Here is a 15,755-nt window from a genome sequence, read left to right on the forward strand (position 1 = left end):
TAAAAACGTAATGGGGTGTCATAATTGACAATCAAAAAGCCCGCCGTGGCTGGTTTTTAACCATCTTTTGCGGACTAAGAATGTAAAAGTTTTATTTCAATTTCATATATTGTCATTCATTGGCCTTTTGATCATCATTTTTGACGATTGGGAAATTAACTGTGAAGGTCGAACCGACGCCACGTTGACTCTTAACGTCAATTCTACCGCCAATTGCATCGACCATTTCTTTAACGATTGAAAGACCCAACCCGGTTCCACTGACCTTTTGTTTTGTCCGTGAATCATCGGCTCGATAAAATCTTTCAAACAATCTGGACAGATCCTTTTGGGCGATTCCAATCCCAGTATCAGAGACGTGAAGCTGCCAAAAGCTGTCGTTGTCACTGTATTCAATATTAACCTCACCATTTGGCCGGTTGTATTTAACCGCATTGCTAACCAAGTTTCGCAAAATCCTGGTCAATGTGGTTGTATCCGCAATCACTTCAACATGTTCGGGAATCTTATTATTAATAGAAACATTATTTCCTGCCGTCATGGACTTATAGGATTGCAGTTCTGAGTTGATAAAGTCATGAAGCGGTAGCGGCTTGTAATCATAATTCGTACCGTTTTGAATGTGAGAAATTGTCAAGACATCCTGGACAAGCGAAGCCAGTTGATCGCTTTGCTGATCAATAATCTTCAAAAATTCAACCAAACTCTTCTTGTCGTTCATTGCACCATCAAGAAGCGTTTTGGTAAATCCTGAAATGGCGGTAATCGGCGTCTTTAACTCATGACTGGCGTTTCTTAAGAAGTCAATTTGCATCTGTTTGACGTTAATAATATCGGAAATATCATACATAATCACCAAAATGTGAAAATCATTGTCGATCCGATTAAAGACGACACTGGTATCCCAAGTGACCGATGATGCCCCAACACTCTGAATTTCTTCTTGCTGCGACTTGTGGCTGGTATAAACATTTTCAATTAATGACAGTAACTGATAGTTTCGGACATCTTGCGTATAAGGATGGACCTGAGTCAAAATATCTCTTCCAAGCATCACCGACATTTTATGATTGGCAAAAATGACGTCATGACCAGAATCGATCACCATCACGCCGACAGGCAGACTCGAAAGAATTGTAATCAGTTCGGCATTACTATTCCGAATACTTTTCCCCTCGTCTTGTTGGCGGCTCTGAAGTTCATTCAACTGATCCGCAACCCCCTTTAGAGGATTGTCCGGCTCAACAAACAACGGCACTGCCGGATGATGATCAACAATGTTTGCAGTCATGACCTGCAACTGCTTTAATAGTTTGTCATGCTGACGGTATTCAAAAATTAACCGGATACCGGCGATGACGTCTGCCAATACTAATAACAGAGCAAAGTCGTCCCAGCCTTCCTCGTCAACCGCAAAACCATAAAAAAGCACAGCCAAACTGGCAATGCTTAAAATGACGACAATTAAAATTTGCTTATATATTTTACTCAGCATCATCATCCCCAGTGGAGAACTCATAGCCAAATCCACGAACAGTTCTGAGGTATTTCGGCTGCTTTGGATCCGGTTCAATCTTTTCACGAAGGTGAGCAATCTGAATATCGACCATTCGGCTTTGGCCAGAATAATCAAAGCCCCAAACGCCTTGCAGCAGCTGGTCCCGACTAAGCACCTGATTTTCGTGACTGACCAAATACTGCATCAGTTCAAACTCTTTGGGTGTCAGTTTAAGATTTTTATCATTGACACTGACACGATACTTTTTGTGGTCAATCGTAAATGGGCCGGTTTTCTCAACGTTACCCGTTGGCTTGGCGTTGGTTTCATCAACGTTGGAAGTACTCTTTTCATATCGACGGAGAACCGCGTTAATGCGGGCAATCACTTCACGTGGGCTGAATGGCTTTGGAATATAATCATCCGCGCCCATTTCCAGGCCAAAGACTTTATCGAATTCGGTATCCTTTGCTGTTAATAAAATAACCGGGGTATCGTTACGATCCATTCGGAGCTGCTTAAGAACCTCTTCACCACTCATCTGTGGCAACATTAAATCCAATAGCACGATATCAAAATGGCCATTTTCGGCCATTGAGAGTGCATCGACGCCGTTAGTTGCGCTTTGAACCTCAAAATTTGCCTGTTTTAAATTGTATTCCAATAACGTTACAATTGCTGGTTCATCATCAACTACAAGCACTTTTTTCACGGTGTAGCCCTCCTAAATACTAAACTTCGTATATGTCTTAACACCAATTTCGTGGGGAGAATTCTTGAAAATCGCCGATTCAGTGATTTTTAACTGATCATTTCGATCACGAACTTTAAATCGGCAGTATGTCGAGTTGGTACTGAGTGCTCGGTAGAATTCATCTTCATTCGTCACTTTTATGCCATTCACTTCGAGAATGACATCACCAACTTTGAGGTCCATTTTGGCTGCCGGCGTTTCGGGTTGAATACCAATCACCCGGACACCATCCATCACTTCACTGTATTCAAAGTCTGGTTTGGCATCATCGTGCTTGGCCTTTGCCAGAACAACGTAATAGCCAATCAACAAAAGAATAATCGCTGGCAAAATGATTTTTGGAACAAAGTAGCCAACAAACGATAAAATAATGCCAACTGCTGCAATCACATACATCGACTTACTCAATGCTCTCAGCAGTTCTTTGGGAACGCTTCTTTTCACGGTGAATTTCAAGCCAATCAGGATTGGTACCAGCAGGATTGCATACAAATGGTTGTTAACCTGAAATAACGGCATGAACGGAAAGCTGGTGTGAATCCAATCACCGGGAACAAATAAGAGAAACGGGAAAATCGATAATTCGTTGAATTTATAAACGGCCGTTCGATTGTTTCTCTGATTCCGAACCAACGTTGGGGAATCAAACCGGCCACCATTGACGTGGACAAAAATGGCTGTCGCAAGAATGATCACCACGAAAATAATCAACAAATTAATCGGATCAACCGCGGTTTGATAAATACCAAGGTGACCAAACCAATTCATCAGTGGTCGTAACTGGGAAATATGTGGCAATAATAATGTCACAATACTTGCAGCACCGGCCATTGTGACTGCCAACAGCCACCAAGGAATCAACAACAGGCCAATGGCCATCAATGCTTCATAAATGATCAGCCACTCGAGTGAAATGCTCAAAAAGCCACCCAGAATGTTTGATGCCATCACTCCAAAAATCAGGCCTGTTCTCACAAAATGACGGCCTTCATAATAATCGTCATAAATTGCTGAATTAAATATTGCCCGTTCTTTTTTTATTCGATTTGTATGAATCAAGTAACTGCGAATAACCCCGATCCACAGAGCAGGTTGTAATACGAAAAACCCCAACGCTATTAAAAATTTCATTATGTCTTGTCCTCACCAATAATTATAAAGCTAGTATATCATTTATTGCCTGTTGATTTAAGCTCGTTTGTAAATCAACAAGGCATTAATCATTGAGCCTATGTAAAAATGGCCGAAGCCAAACGTACAATTTGAACTTCAGCCATTTAACGATGGATATTTAACTTTTTGACAACCTCCAAAATTAACGACTGAAGCCGTTATTCAGGATTCTTTTGGCTTAATTGCCACTGCAGGTAGGCATTGATGAACGGATCCAGATCGCCATCCATAACGCCATTAACATTGGCAGTTTCATAATTGGTTCGATGATCTTTAACCATCGAATATGGGTGAAAAACGTAAGACCGAATTTGTGAGCCCCAGCCAATATCTTTTTGTTCCCCTTCAATTTTTGCCTTTTCTTCAGCTTTCTTCTCTTCTTCACGTTCATACAACTTGGATTTTAACATGTTCAATGCGGTTTGTCGGTTTTGCAGCTGTGAACGTTGAGCCTGACTGGCCGTCACAATTCCAGTTGGAATATGGGTAATTCGAACAGCTGATGAGGTTTTGTTGACATGCTGACCACCGGCACCACTCGAACGGTAAACATCCACTTTTAAATCATCTGGATTAATTTTAATTGAAACATCGTCATTCAGTTCCGGCATCACATCCACTGATGCAAAGGAAGTGTGTCGACGACCCGCCGAGTCAAATGGTGACAGTCTGACGAGTCGATGAATTCCCTTTTCAGACCGCAGATAACCATAAGCATTTTTACCACTAATTAAAATGGAGACACTGCTTAAGCCGGCAACTTCACCAACTTGATAATCCAAGGTCTGCACCGTAAATCCGTGAGCTTCTGCCCAGCGGGTATACATTCTGAGTAACATGGAACCCCAATCTTGGGCTTCAGTTCCACCAGCTCCGGGATGAATTTCAAGAATCGCATTGTTATGGTCATATTTCCCATTCAACAACAGATTTAACTGATATCGATCCAGTTGGGATTTGAGCTTCTTTTCATCTGCCTCAAATTCCCCTTCCATTCCTGAATGGGGATCTTCAGTAATCAATTCCAGGGTCACTTTTAAATTATCCAGTTGGTTTTTTAAGGAAACAAAGTTGTCCCGCTTTGTTTTTAGTTGATTCGTCTGATCGATTAATTTCTGAGCAGATTCCTGGTCATCCCAGAAATTTGGTTCCGCCATTTTGGCTTCATTGATGCCGATGCTTTCACTCAACGCATCGAAGTCAAAGCGACCTCCTAAAACCATCGATAGCTTTTTGCATTTCAGCAATTTGTTTTTTTGCTTCACTTACTTCAAATGACATATTGTTCTCCTTATATTTGTTCTGATTCAAAGAAAGAATCCAAACAATATGATTGCCGGATTCTTTCAAATAACTTATTAACGTTGCATGTTTTGACGAATTTCAGCCTTCATGAACAGACGGGTAGCGTCATACTCAATATCAGCAATCATTTCTTCAAACATCTTGTAACCTTCTCGTTGATATTCAACAAGTGGGTTTTGTTGACCGTAGCCACGAAGACCAATTGATTGACGTAATTGATCCATGATATCAATGTGATCAGTCCAGTGAGAATCAACAACTCGCAAGATAACAACCTTTTCAAACTCTAACATTTGAGATTGATCATAAAGTTGTTCCTGTTTTTCTTTATATTCTTTATTAGCAAGATCCATCAACATACTCTTGATCTCGTCAGCTGATTTGCCTTGGAAGTCTTCCAAAGAAATCTGGTCGGGGCTAACCATTGCACTAATTGCAAAGTCCAAGATGGTTTGCAGATCCCAGTCTTCTTTTTCGCCTTGCGTATGCAAGTCAACGATCCGGTTAATGGTCCGTTCGATCATTGGCATAATAACCCACTTAAGATCTTTTTGTTCATCGATGACTTCACGACGTTCACCGTAAATAACTTCACGCTGTTGTCTCATAACATCATCGTATTGCAAAACGTTCTTTCGTGAATCGTAGTTATTACCTTCAACTCGTTTTTGAGCTGATTCAACTTGCTTGGTAATCATTCTTGAACGAATAACGGCATCTTCACCTTCAACGTTTAAGTGTTCCAAGAAGTTCTTGATCTTTTCTGAACCGAAACGACGCATCAAATCATCTTCAAGTGACAGGTAAAATTGTGACAAGCCTGGATCACCCTGACGACCGGAACGGCCACGAAGCTGATTATCAATACGACGTGACTCATGTCGTTCAGTACCAATAACGGCTAAGCCGCCAAGTTCAACCACGCCGGGTCCTAATTTAATATCAGTACCACGACCGGCCATGTTGGTAGCAATCGTAACAGCACCACGTTGACCAGCATTGGCAACAATTTCAGCTTCCTTTGCATGGTTCTTGGCGTTCAAAACAACGTGAGGAATTTTTTCTTCATCGAGTCGTTTTGAAAGGTATTCGGAAGTTTCAACCGCAACAGTACCAACAAGCATTGGTTGGCCCTTTTTGTGGAGTTCCTTAATCTTGTTAATAACGGCTTCGAATTTTGATTCCAAAGTTGGGTATAAAACATCGGGATGATCAACCCGGATAACCGGCTTGTTGGTTGGAACAGAAATAACTTCCATGTTATAAATCTCACGGAATTCTTCTGCTTCAGTCTTGGCAGTACCAGTCATACCGGCTAACTTCTTATACATCCGGAAGAGGTTTTGGTAAGTAATGGTAGCCATTGTCTTACTTTCCTCATTGATGGTAACCCCTTCTTTAGCTTCAAGGGCTTGGTGAAGACCATCAGAGAATCGACGGCCTTCCATGATTCGTCCGGTAAATGAATCAACAATTTTAACTTCATCATCTTGAACCACGTAATCTTTATCACGCAGCATGATAAAGTTGGCACGCAAAGCTTGATCCAAATGGTGGGTCAAGGCAGTGTTGTCAGTATCATACAGGTTCTTTAAGTTGAAGTACTTTTCAGCTTTTTCAATTCCCTGATCGGTTAATGAAACCGTCTTGGTTTCCAAATCAAGCTTGAAGTCTTCAGTCTCATGCAAAGTCTTGGCAAATCTGTCAGTTCTTTGGTAAAGATCAGAAGTACCACTTGATTGACCGGAAATAATCAATGGGGTACGAGCCTCATCAATTAAAATTGAATCAACTTCATCGACGATGGCAAAGTTCAAAGGACGCTGAACCATTTGTTCCTTATAAGCAACCATGTTATCACGTAAATAATCGAAACCGATTTCTCCGTTGGTTGAATAAGTAATGTCGGCAGCGTAAGCGGCACGCTTTTCGTCAGCATCTTTTTCAGTTGTGTTAACACCTACTGATAAGCCAAGCCAGTTGTACAACTCACCCATTTCAGTAGCATCACGTTCAGAGAGGTATTCGTTAACAGTAACAACGTGAACCCCTTCGCCTGCAAGTGCATTTAAATAAACTGGCATAGTGGCGGTTAAAGTCTTACCTTCACCAGTTTTCATTTCTGCAATATTTCCTTCATGAAGAACAATTCCACCCATGATTTGGACGTGGAATGGGTACAATCCTAAGACTCGCTTTGCACCTTCACGGGCAACGGCAAATGCTTCGGGAAGCAAATCATCAAGGGTTTCGCCATTCTTATAGCGTTCCTTTAATGCCGGAGTCTTGGCTTGCAATTCTTCATCACTGAGTTGACGATACTCTTCAGCATACGAACCAACTTTGTCAGCAATTTTACTGAGTCGTTTTTGTTCGTGTGTATCACTTTCAACCCATGTTTTTAAAATATTAGCCATTAGTAAATTCCCTTCTAAATTAAAATACTGTTCAAATTTTCATAGTATTTGTAGACTGCATACTTAATTAGTGTAACATTTTAGGCCGCCTATGAAAACACAAAAAGCAATGCATCAGCGGCATTTAACCATGATAATACATTTTTGATAGATATGAAAGGCAAACGGATAAAAAATCATCAAAAAATTTTATTTTGGGAATAAAAAGTTGGGGATGAATTAACCATCAATTCATCCCCAACTTCAACGCGGGACATTTGGAAATTGTCCGCTAATTTATAGTAATATTATTCCTCGCCGGTTTCGATCAGACCGTAACGGCCATCGTTACGACGGTAAACAATGTTGATGTCGGATGTCTCTGCATCTTCATAGATGAAGAAATCATGACCCAACATGTCCATTTGAAGAATAGCTTCCTCGTTGTCCATTGGTTTCAAAGCCAATTGCTTTGTCCGAACAACTTGGAACTTGGACTCATCATCTGAATCCGAGCTGCTGTCATCAACAGGTGTAAACTCGAGGTTCTTGAACCCTTTTTCACGAAATTTACGGTTAACCTTGGTCTTGTACTTACGAATTTGACGTTCGAGTTTATCCGTTACCAAATCAACACTTGCGTACAAATCGTTAGACATTTCCTCGGCTCTCAAAGTTAAGTATGGTAAAGGAATGGTTACCTCAACTTTAGCTTGCTTATCTGGATAAACCTTCAAATTGACATGAGCTGTATTCTTCATGTCCTTTTCAAAGTACTTCTCCAGTTTACTGATTCGTTTCTCAACATAATCACGAATCGCCTGGGTTACCTCAATGTTTTCACCACGAATGTTAAAAATTAGCATAGCGTTCTCTCCCTTCACCATTAAAGGCTTAATGGTCCACTAATGAAATCACTTTCATTACTGGCTACAACTTTAGTATAATTGAAAGTTCGCATTTTAACAATCATTGGGTCTGGATTTCTTTAACGAGCTAAGGTTAACCCCCTGACGGAAGTCGCCCCGGCATGGTATAAAAGACTGGCCGCATGCCTTATGGTTGTACCGGTTGTGTACACATCGTCGACTAATAAAATCGATTGATTTTCGATTAAATATTTTTGTGATTGAATCAACTCAAATGGCTGAATCAGCTCAATTCGCTGGCGGCGGTTCTTTTCCGACTGCCGGACCGCTTTTCTTTTCGCCTTCACTTTGAGAATGTTTGAATAATTCACAAGCTCCAATAAGCCGGTTACCTGGTTAAATCCTCTTGTGAGCATGGTATCCGTCCCAACTGGAATTGGAACAATCACATCTGGGCATTTCTTTAGTTGCCGATGGATCTGGCCGGAAAAAACTTTTCGAAGATAATAATCGCCATTGAACTTGTATTGCTTCATAAAGTCCTTCATTTGCTGATTATATTCATACAATGCGCAGTTTGAAAAATTGAATGGATAACTTTGCTGCCATCTTGAACAATCACGGCAAGGCTGAGACATTCCTTCCGTTTGTTTTCGGCCGCACCCCAGGCAGGTAGGAATATCCGCCAAATCCAGAAAATCATTTGAACATCCCTGACAAATTGGATCATTGATGAGTGGTGTTGCTCGAATGATTTCACTGAGCCGAATTTCATTTCTGAGCGGCGCTTTACACATCAGACATTCTTTCATAGTTTTGCCGCCTTTCGATTCATGAGCTTGATCTGCTGGTCACAAGACTTAATATTTCCAGACTTGGATTGACAATAAAATAAGACCCGGCCGGTTGGTCGATCACTATTTCGGCCTACCCGACCGGCTATTTGCACCAAAGCCGCCGCTGAAAAGATCTCGTCATCGGCCTTCAGCACAATCACGTCGATTCCTGGAAAGGTAACCCCTCTTTCCAAGATGGTAGTTGTAATCAAAAAATCCAGCTCTTCATTTCGCATTAAAGCGACCTTTTCAATTCGTTGCGGATCCGCCGAATAAACAGTCTTAAAACGAGCGTCAATTCTGGCATTCGTAATTGCCCTGCCGACCAACTCCAAATCTTTAATATGGGGAACAAAGATTAAAAAACGTTGTTTGTCGGCTACTAACTGGGCAATTCTTTTAAGAATTTTTCTGGGTAAATTGCCACTATCGACCAGCTGATCAAGATTTTTTGTTCGATTAACCGTTATTTCCGGTAAAAAATGGCCATGGTATCTGATTGGCAGATAGCTGACGGACAGCTTTTTGCGGGAAATTGCCTTAAACAAACTTTTGTCGGGGGTTGCTGTCAGGTATAATCGAGCACCATCCGGCTTGACCGCATTTTGCACCGCATAATGCAGCATTGGATTTCCAGAGTATGGGAAAACATCGACCTCATCAATCACTAAGACATCGAAGGCATGGTAAAATCGGAGAAGTTGATGGGTTGTACAAATGGTAATCTGACTGTACTGATAAGGCTGCTCACTTTTGCCATGAAGAAGCACCACCGGCACCTTTTCAAAAGCTGCTTGTAGCCGCGGAAATAATTCAATACAGACATCAACTCTTGGCGAGGCAATCCCCACTCTCAGGCCGTTTTCGACCGCCCAATTAATCCCTTTAAACAGCATCTCTGTTTTACCGGCACCGGTCACGGCCCATAACAAGTGACGCCGTTTATTTTGGAACACTTCGATGACCTTTTCGGCACACTGCTGTTGAAGGACAGTGAGCTCACCCTTCCAGGACAACGGGTCATTTATGCCCTTAAATTGATTGGGTTCATGAACAGACGCCAATTGGGTTAAAGTGTCCACTCGCCCCATTTGAATACACACGTAGCAATAATATTGGTTATTGGGCAAACTGGCAGTGGAACGCCTTAATTTCGTGCCACACCGAACACAAGTAAGACCATGCTGAACAGTAATGGCCTCCCGCAAAACAATATTCGGATTGGCCACCAATTTCTCGGATAAATCCCGAAGCGGTATTTGGCGCCCATACAACTCTGATATATGATTGATCATATAAAGTCACCTCAATCATTAATTACGAAAAAACTGGAGGAATCCTTTTTGAAGAATGAATCTCTAACAATTAAATCAAATGGTACTCACGAAATTGAAATCAAAAAATCACGTTTCATCTGCACGATGGCAAGAATCGAAAATGAAGATCAGGCCAAAAATATCATCGCAAAAGTTTCCAAAGATAATGCCAAGGCAAATCATAACTGCTTTGCCTACATGTTGGGCGACGATGATCACATTCAACGTGAAAGTGACAACGGCGAACCTTCAGGAACGGCCGGCGTCCCCATTCTGGAAGTTCTTAAAATGAATCAGCTGCATAATGTGCTGGCAGTCGTAACCAGGTACTTCAGTGGGATCAAGCTTGGTGCCGGTGGCCTAATCCGGGCTTATAGCAACGCAACGTCGACGACTATTGATTCGCTGGGAATTGTTAAGCTGGTCAATAAGCAGGAAATCAAGCTCACCATTGAATACAATCAGTTTGATAAGCTCAAATATTTTTTGGAACAAGCATCAATTCCGATTGAGGCAACCAACTATACGGATAAAATTGAAGTGGTCATCGCCGTCAGTAAGCAAGATTTTGAACCGCTCATCACGCAAATCACAAACTTGTTGAGTGATCAGTTCAGTTATAAAAAAGGCGAGTGGAAAATGTTTGAAGTACCCTATTCCCGTGAAGCCCGTCAAAAAGATGAAGATAATTAAAAGGAGATCACCCACTAATGGGCAATCTCCTTTTTTGTTTTTAAAATATGAATTTCTAAAATTGAAGCTCTAATGATTATTTTTACTGGTTGTATCTTTAACTAACTTCTTAATGCCATTCAACAGTGGCTGACGATCGGGACCAACCAAGCCAATCGTTTCAACAAACAGCTCCAACCCAATTAAAACGGCGACTGTGAGTAAAACGGAACCCCACAACGGCGAAATCGGATAAAGCAATGAAATGAACGAAAAGATCAGTGCAAGACCATAAATAACCAATACAGTCTGTCGATGAGTCAAGCCAATCTGCATCAGTCTGTGATGCAAATGCCGCTTATCTGCGTGAGTAATTGGCTCCTTATTCAGCAAACGTCTGAAGATGGCGAAAACCGTATCGGTGATTGGCACTCCCATAATCATGACAGGAATCAATAGGGTGATGAAAGTCGCATTTTTCAAACCGGATAGCGAAAAGACCGACATCATAAATCCAATGAACAGTGCTCCGGTATCCCCGAGATAAATTCGGGCAGGGAAAAAATTGTATGGCAAAAAGCCAATACATGCAGCAACCAAGGTAAAAATCATAATGGCGACAAAAATATTTCCCACGTTCAGGAAGAACATCGCCGTAATACCCATCGTGGTCAATGCAATAATGGCAACACCAGTCGCCAGTCCATCCAACCCATCGATTAAGTTTACCGCATTGGTAATCGCCAAAATCCAGATCCACGTTACCGGCAAGCTCATCCATCCGAGATGAATGGTAAAAAACGGCAACGTAATGGTGGTCATCTTCACACCGGCTGTGAAGTAAACCCACAGAGCAGCAATTGAGATACCCAAAACTTTTTGACGCGGCTTCAATACGAAAATATCATCAATAATACCAGTTAAAATAATGATAACTTCTCCACCATAGACACCCCAAAGAATTTTCGTTGGGAATTGATCCCGCAGCAAAATCATCGTCGTAAAGGTGTAAGCAATAAAAATTGCCAACCCACCGATCGTTGGCATAGGAATTTTATTAACCCGTCTTTTGTTCGGACGATCCTCTGCCCCAACGGCAAACGCCAGTTTCCGGATAAATGGGGTTAAGACTGCGGAAATAATCATGGTAGCAAATAAAGACACAATGATCTCAAATTTCAAAATGTAACCTCACTTATTTCCTTCCAAGTTATTATTAGTTCAATTATACAAATGACAAATCATAAAAACAAGGTATGACTGTTATAGAAAGTAAACGGGCTTATTTAGAAAAGTCGTACGGACCAATTGTGTGGCGCTTCACATTTAACAAATTTAGTAACGCTTTCAATTGTCATATTTCACAAAAACATTTATACTATACATTGTAAGACAACAGTTTCAGTTACCTAATATTTCACAAACGGAAGGAGTTTTAATTATGGCTGACAAATCAAATACTACACAAGCCGAGACAAAAGATGCCCCTATTTTAATTCAAATGGGAATCTTCGCCGGCGTATTGTTTGTTTCCAGTTTAATTTCACCAATGTTTCCACCTACATTTCCAGTACCAACACCAGTTATTGGATTAGTACTTTTGTACCTGCTATTAACATTCCATATTATCAAAGTTGAATGGGTTGATAAATTTGCAACCTTCATGATCGGTATGATTGCATTTCTATTTGTTCCTTCAGGTATTCAATTGACCGCATCACTTGATATCATGAAGGCCCAAGGTGTACAGCTTATTGTTGCTATTATTATTTCAACGGTTGTCTTACTTGTTGTTATTGCTTACACCACTTCATTCTTCATTTGGATCCGAAAGACTGTATTCCACGGCGATATTTCAGTTAGTGAAACAGTCGATAAAAAATAATTAAAGGGGTGAATTTATATGTCTGCTACACAAACGACTATCATTACGTATTTAGGGACACCAATCTTTGGTATCTGCTTGTCACTTGTTGTTTTCTTGTTTGGTCAATGGCTATTCAAGATCGGTAAAGGATTCTTCTTATTCCAACCATTGTTCGTTGGTATGGTACTTGGAATCTTCATTCTCTGGCTCATGGCTAAGATGTTTGGTGTAGATGTTACTTGGTTCTACACCAATGCATACAAACCAGGTGGAGATATCATCTTCTGGTTCTTGAACCCAGCAACCATTGCGTTTGCCGTTCCACTGTACAAGCGTAACGATATTGTTAAACGATTCTGGTTAGAGATTCTGCTATCATTAATTATTGGTTTGTTCATTTCACTGTTCATCATTTACGGTGTATCAAAGCTTATCGGCTTGGACAACAACGGAATTGCTTCAATGCTTCCACAAGCTGCTACTACAGCTATCGCAATGCCTATCTCTGATGCTATCGGAGGTACTCCTGCTATCACTGCTATGGCATGTATCTTGAACGCCGTTCTTATCTACGCTTTGGCAACCTGGCTCATCAAGTTGTTCCACTTGACTGAACCTATTGGCCAAGGTCTTGGATTAGGTACTGCCGGACATACTGTTGGTTCAGCAAAGGCCATTCAATTAAGCTCTGTATCTGGTGCGATGGCTGCCATTGCGGTTGTTATCATTTCAATCGTTGTTGACGTCGTTGTTCCTACATTTGCTAACTTAATGGGAATTGCTCACTAATCAATATCAGATCAAAAAAGGCCGTCCAGCTGGGCGGTCTTTTTGTTTACATAGATTCTTTCTCAAAGTCCCCTATTTTCGCTACAGACGCTCTTTCACATAGATACCATAAACTTCACCAGGGCACCATTTTATCTGCCCTACAAGCTAATAAAACGGGCTAATCATCATGCTGATGATTAGCCCGTTTAACTTTATTCGCAACTACTCATGAAGATGGTAGTTGTAAGTGGATATGATAATATTTTGTCGTGAATTTAAAATGGTTCGTAATCTTAAGCTTGTTTGGTTATGCAGCACATTTTCCCAACGATGTCGTGGAACGAATTGCGGTACCAAAACAGTCGTTGAATAGTTCCGATCAGCGGCCCGCTTTGCAATGACATCACAGAACCGTAATGTTGGCTGGGCAATTGAACGATAAGATGAATGGATATCAACAAATCGAACATCCGGGAAGTCCTTCTTAAACTGCTCAGAAGTCTTATGTTCCTTTTCAGGATTGGAATCAAAGGAAACGTGCATGGCAATGACATAATCACCAATTGACTGCGCGTAGCTAATTGCGTTCGCAGTCACCCGAGTGACGCCACTTACAAGCACAATGACTGTCGATCCGTCAAAATGGTGAGTTGTGGCAATCTCCGTATTGGCTTCAACCACTCGCAGCTGCTCGGCCACACGCTTGTAATGATGATTAATTTTGTAGAAGATCCGTAAAAGAATCGGCATGACAATCAAGTAAGGCCAAACATTTGGGAATCTCAATAGGAATAAGCAGGTAACCAGTGAGAGCGAAATAAACGCTCCGATAAAGTTAATCACTGACTTGATCTGCCAGTTTTTACCACGATTTCTTCGCCAATGAATGATCATTCCTGATTGTGACAGTGTAAATGGAATAAATACACCAACCGCATACAAAGGAATCAATGAATTGGTTCGGCCACCAAAGATTTGAATTAGGATAATTGCACCGATAGCCAAAGAAATAATTCCGTTTGAATACCCTAACCGATCACCTTTATCAAGGTAGGCATGAGGGAGAAATTTATCTTTTGCCAGGTTATAAGCCAAAATTGGAAAGGCTGAAAAACCTGTATTGGCAGCAACCGCTAAAATCATCGCAGTGGATATCTGTAATGCATAGTAAACAATGCCATGGCCAAAAATTGTTTCACCAATTTGTGAAAGAACCGTTTCGTGAGTGTTTGGGACAATTCCCATGTAGTAACTCAGATAGGTAATTCCACCAAAGAAGAAGGCCAAGATAGTTGCCATAATGGCAAGCGTTGCGGCAGCATTTTTACTCTTTGGCTTGTTGAAATTAGGAACCGCATTACTGATGGCTTCAACACCAGTCAGTGATGATGAACCGGATGAGAAGGCTCTGAAGAACAGAACCAGTGTCATCCCTTCAACGGGGGCCCCGATATGAGCCGCAGCATGATACTCAATATTTCCGCTGACAATGTTGTAACCACCGTAAATAATCATGACAATAATCATGACAATGAACAAATAAACCGGCAGTGTCAAAAATGAAGCCGATTCTCGAATTCCCCGAAGGTTCAGCAGCATAATTGCCACAACGATCAAACAGGAAATTAAGACGCCGTGTGAATACAAAGACGGAATTGCTGAAGTGATCGCTTCAGTGGCTGATGTCGTTGATACGGCAACGGTCAACATGTAATCGACCAATAGTGAGCCTCCGGCAATTAATCCGGCCTGCTCACCCCAGTTGGTGCTGGCAACAACGTATGCACCACCACCGGATGGATATGCGTGAATAATCTGTTGATACGATAATGTAATCGCAGCTAACAGAATCAAGACGAGTGCAGCAACCCAAATTTGATACATCAAAGCAGCTGCTGACAACGTAATCAAAATGGTAGTAATCTGTTCAGTACCATATGCGACTGACGATAACGCGTCAGAGGACAGCAAAGCCAAAGCTTTGAATTTGGTTAAGGATTGACCACCTTCGTCAGTGGTTTTTAATGGCTTTCCAATTAGGAGCCGTTTAAGATATCGCCACATAAATAGTTACTCCTTTTTCATTAATCTACCATTCTTGTGAACCATAAAATAATAGTCCTTCTGTCTGGTAAAAACAAGTCTTAATATGTACGCTCAGATAGGCCTCTAAAAAGAGCCCTATCCAAGTATCTAATCCGAACACGTTAACTACTTTAATATTGAACTTGATAATAAGCAAGTACGAAAATGAGCATTAATTCCAAAACTGGAATCAATGCTCATCTTTAGTTACTT

Annotated in this window: 13 protein-coding genes; 3 read left to right on the plus strand and 10 right to left on the minus strand. The window is 41.2% G+C overall.

All coding sequences use genetic code 11. The features are described 5' to 3' along the window. Nucleotides 1-112: 112 nt before the first annotated feature. The 8 genes from LKE01_RS08010 to LKE01_RS08045 all read right to left on the minus strand — a co-directional run bounded on the left by LKE01_RS08010 (nt 113) and on the right by LKE01_RS08045 (nt 10,126). The gene (locus LKE01_RS08010; RefSeq protein WP_056981119.1) at nt 113-1,498 is read right to left on the minus strand and encodes a sensor histidine kinase; all 1,386 of its coding nucleotides are present in this window, start codon (nt 1,496-1,498) and stop codon (nt 113-115) included. After that, complete coding sequence (locus tag LKE01_RS08015; RefSeq protein WP_056981085.1) at nt 1,485-2,210, minus strand: response regulator transcription factor; 726 nt, start codon at nt 2,208-2,210, stop codon at nt 1,485-1,487. The genes LKE01_RS08010 and LKE01_RS08015 overlap by 14 nt, the downstream gene beginning before the upstream one ends. Nucleotides 2,211-2,222: 12 nt before the next feature. Beyond that, nucleotides 2,223-3,383, minus strand: coding sequence for a PDZ domain-containing protein (locus LKE01_RS08020; RefSeq protein WP_056981082.1), 1,161 nt, complete (start codon nt 3,381-3,383; stop codon nt 2,223-2,225). A gap of 200 nt (nt 3,384-3,583) precedes the next feature. Continuing rightward, nucleotides 3,584-4,706 (minus strand): peptide chain release factor 2 gene (prfB, locus tag LKE01_RS08025; protein WP_179286811.1). Its coding sequence is split into 2 segments (ribosomal slippage): nt 3,584-4,627 and nt 4,629-4,706, totalling 1,122 coding nucleotides; the frame shifts between segments, so codons are not numbered across the junction. Nucleotides 4,707-4,783: 77 nt separating this feature from the next. Next, nucleotides 4,784-7,147, minus strand: a complete 2,364-nt coding sequence (gene secA / locus LKE01_RS08030; protein ID WP_056981080.1) for a preprotein translocase subunit SecA — start codon at nt 7,145-7,147, stop codon at nt 4,784-4,786. 287 nt (nt 7,148-7,434) lie between these two features. After that, nucleotides 7,435-7,992, minus strand: a complete 558-nt coding sequence (hpf, locus tag LKE01_RS08035) for a ribosome hibernation-promoting factor, HPF/YfiA family (RefSeq protein ID WP_054769614.1) — start codon at nt 7,990-7,992, stop codon at nt 7,435-7,437. Between the two features lie 122 nt (nt 7,993-8,114). Further along, entirely contained in the window at nt 8,115-8,807 is a 693-nt protein-coding gene (locus tag LKE01_RS08040; RefSeq protein WP_056981078.1) for a ComF family protein, read from the minus strand. Next, a complete protein-coding gene (locus tag LKE01_RS08045; protein WP_056981077.1) occupies nt 8,804-10,126 on the minus strand; it encodes an ATP-dependent helicase ComFA in 1,323 nt (440 codons plus the stop codon). Before LKE01_RS08045 ends, LKE01_RS08040 begins: the two co-directional genes overlap by 4 nt. A gap of 48 nt (nt 10,127-10,174) precedes the next feature. On the opposite strand from LKE01_RS08045, the gene LKE01_RS08050 reads away from it, so the two are divergent. Then, complete coding sequence (locus tag LKE01_RS08050) at nt 10,175-10,840, plus strand: YigZ family protein (protein ID WP_054769613.1); 666 nt, start codon at nt 10,175-10,177, stop codon at nt 10,838-10,840. Between the two features lie 69 nt (nt 10,841-10,909). Here LKE01_RS08050 and LKE01_RS08055 read toward each other — a convergent pair whose 3' ends face one another. After that, entirely contained in the window at nt 10,910-12,001 is a 1,092-nt protein-coding gene (locus tag LKE01_RS08055; protein ID WP_056981075.1) for a glycosyltransferase family 4 protein, read from the minus strand. 259 nt (nt 12,002-12,260) lie between these two features. On the opposite strand from LKE01_RS08055, the gene LKE01_RS08060 reads away from it, so the two are divergent. Both LKE01_RS08060 and lrgB read left to right on the plus strand, forming a co-directional pair. Next, nucleotides 12,261-12,704: a CidA/LrgA family protein gene (locus LKE01_RS08060; protein WP_056981072.1), complete on the plus strand. Its 444-nt coding sequence runs from the start codon at nt 12,261-12,263 to the stop codon at nt 12,702-12,704. A gap of 18 nt (nt 12,705-12,722) precedes the next feature. Further along, a complete protein-coding gene (lrgB, locus tag LKE01_RS08065) occupies nt 12,723-13,475 on the plus strand; it encodes an antiholin-like protein LrgB (RefSeq protein ID WP_054769611.1) in 753 nt (250 codons plus the stop codon). A 204-nt stretch (nt 13,476-13,679) separates the two neighbouring features. Here the strand turns inward: lrgB and kimA are convergent, their stop codons facing one another. Beyond that, nucleotides 13,680-15,521 (minus strand): potassium transporter KimA, encoded by a 1,842-nt coding sequence (kimA, locus tag LKE01_RS08070; protein WP_056981070.1) that lies wholly within the window; start codon nt 15,519-15,521, stop codon nt 13,680-13,682. Nucleotides 15,522-15,755: the final 234 nt, after the last annotated feature.

It is taken from the genome of Lentilactobacillus kefiri, from assembly GCF_007989105.1.
Lineage (GTDB): Bacteria > Bacillota > Bacilli > Lactobacillales > Lactobacillaceae > Lentilactobacillus > Lentilactobacillus kefiri.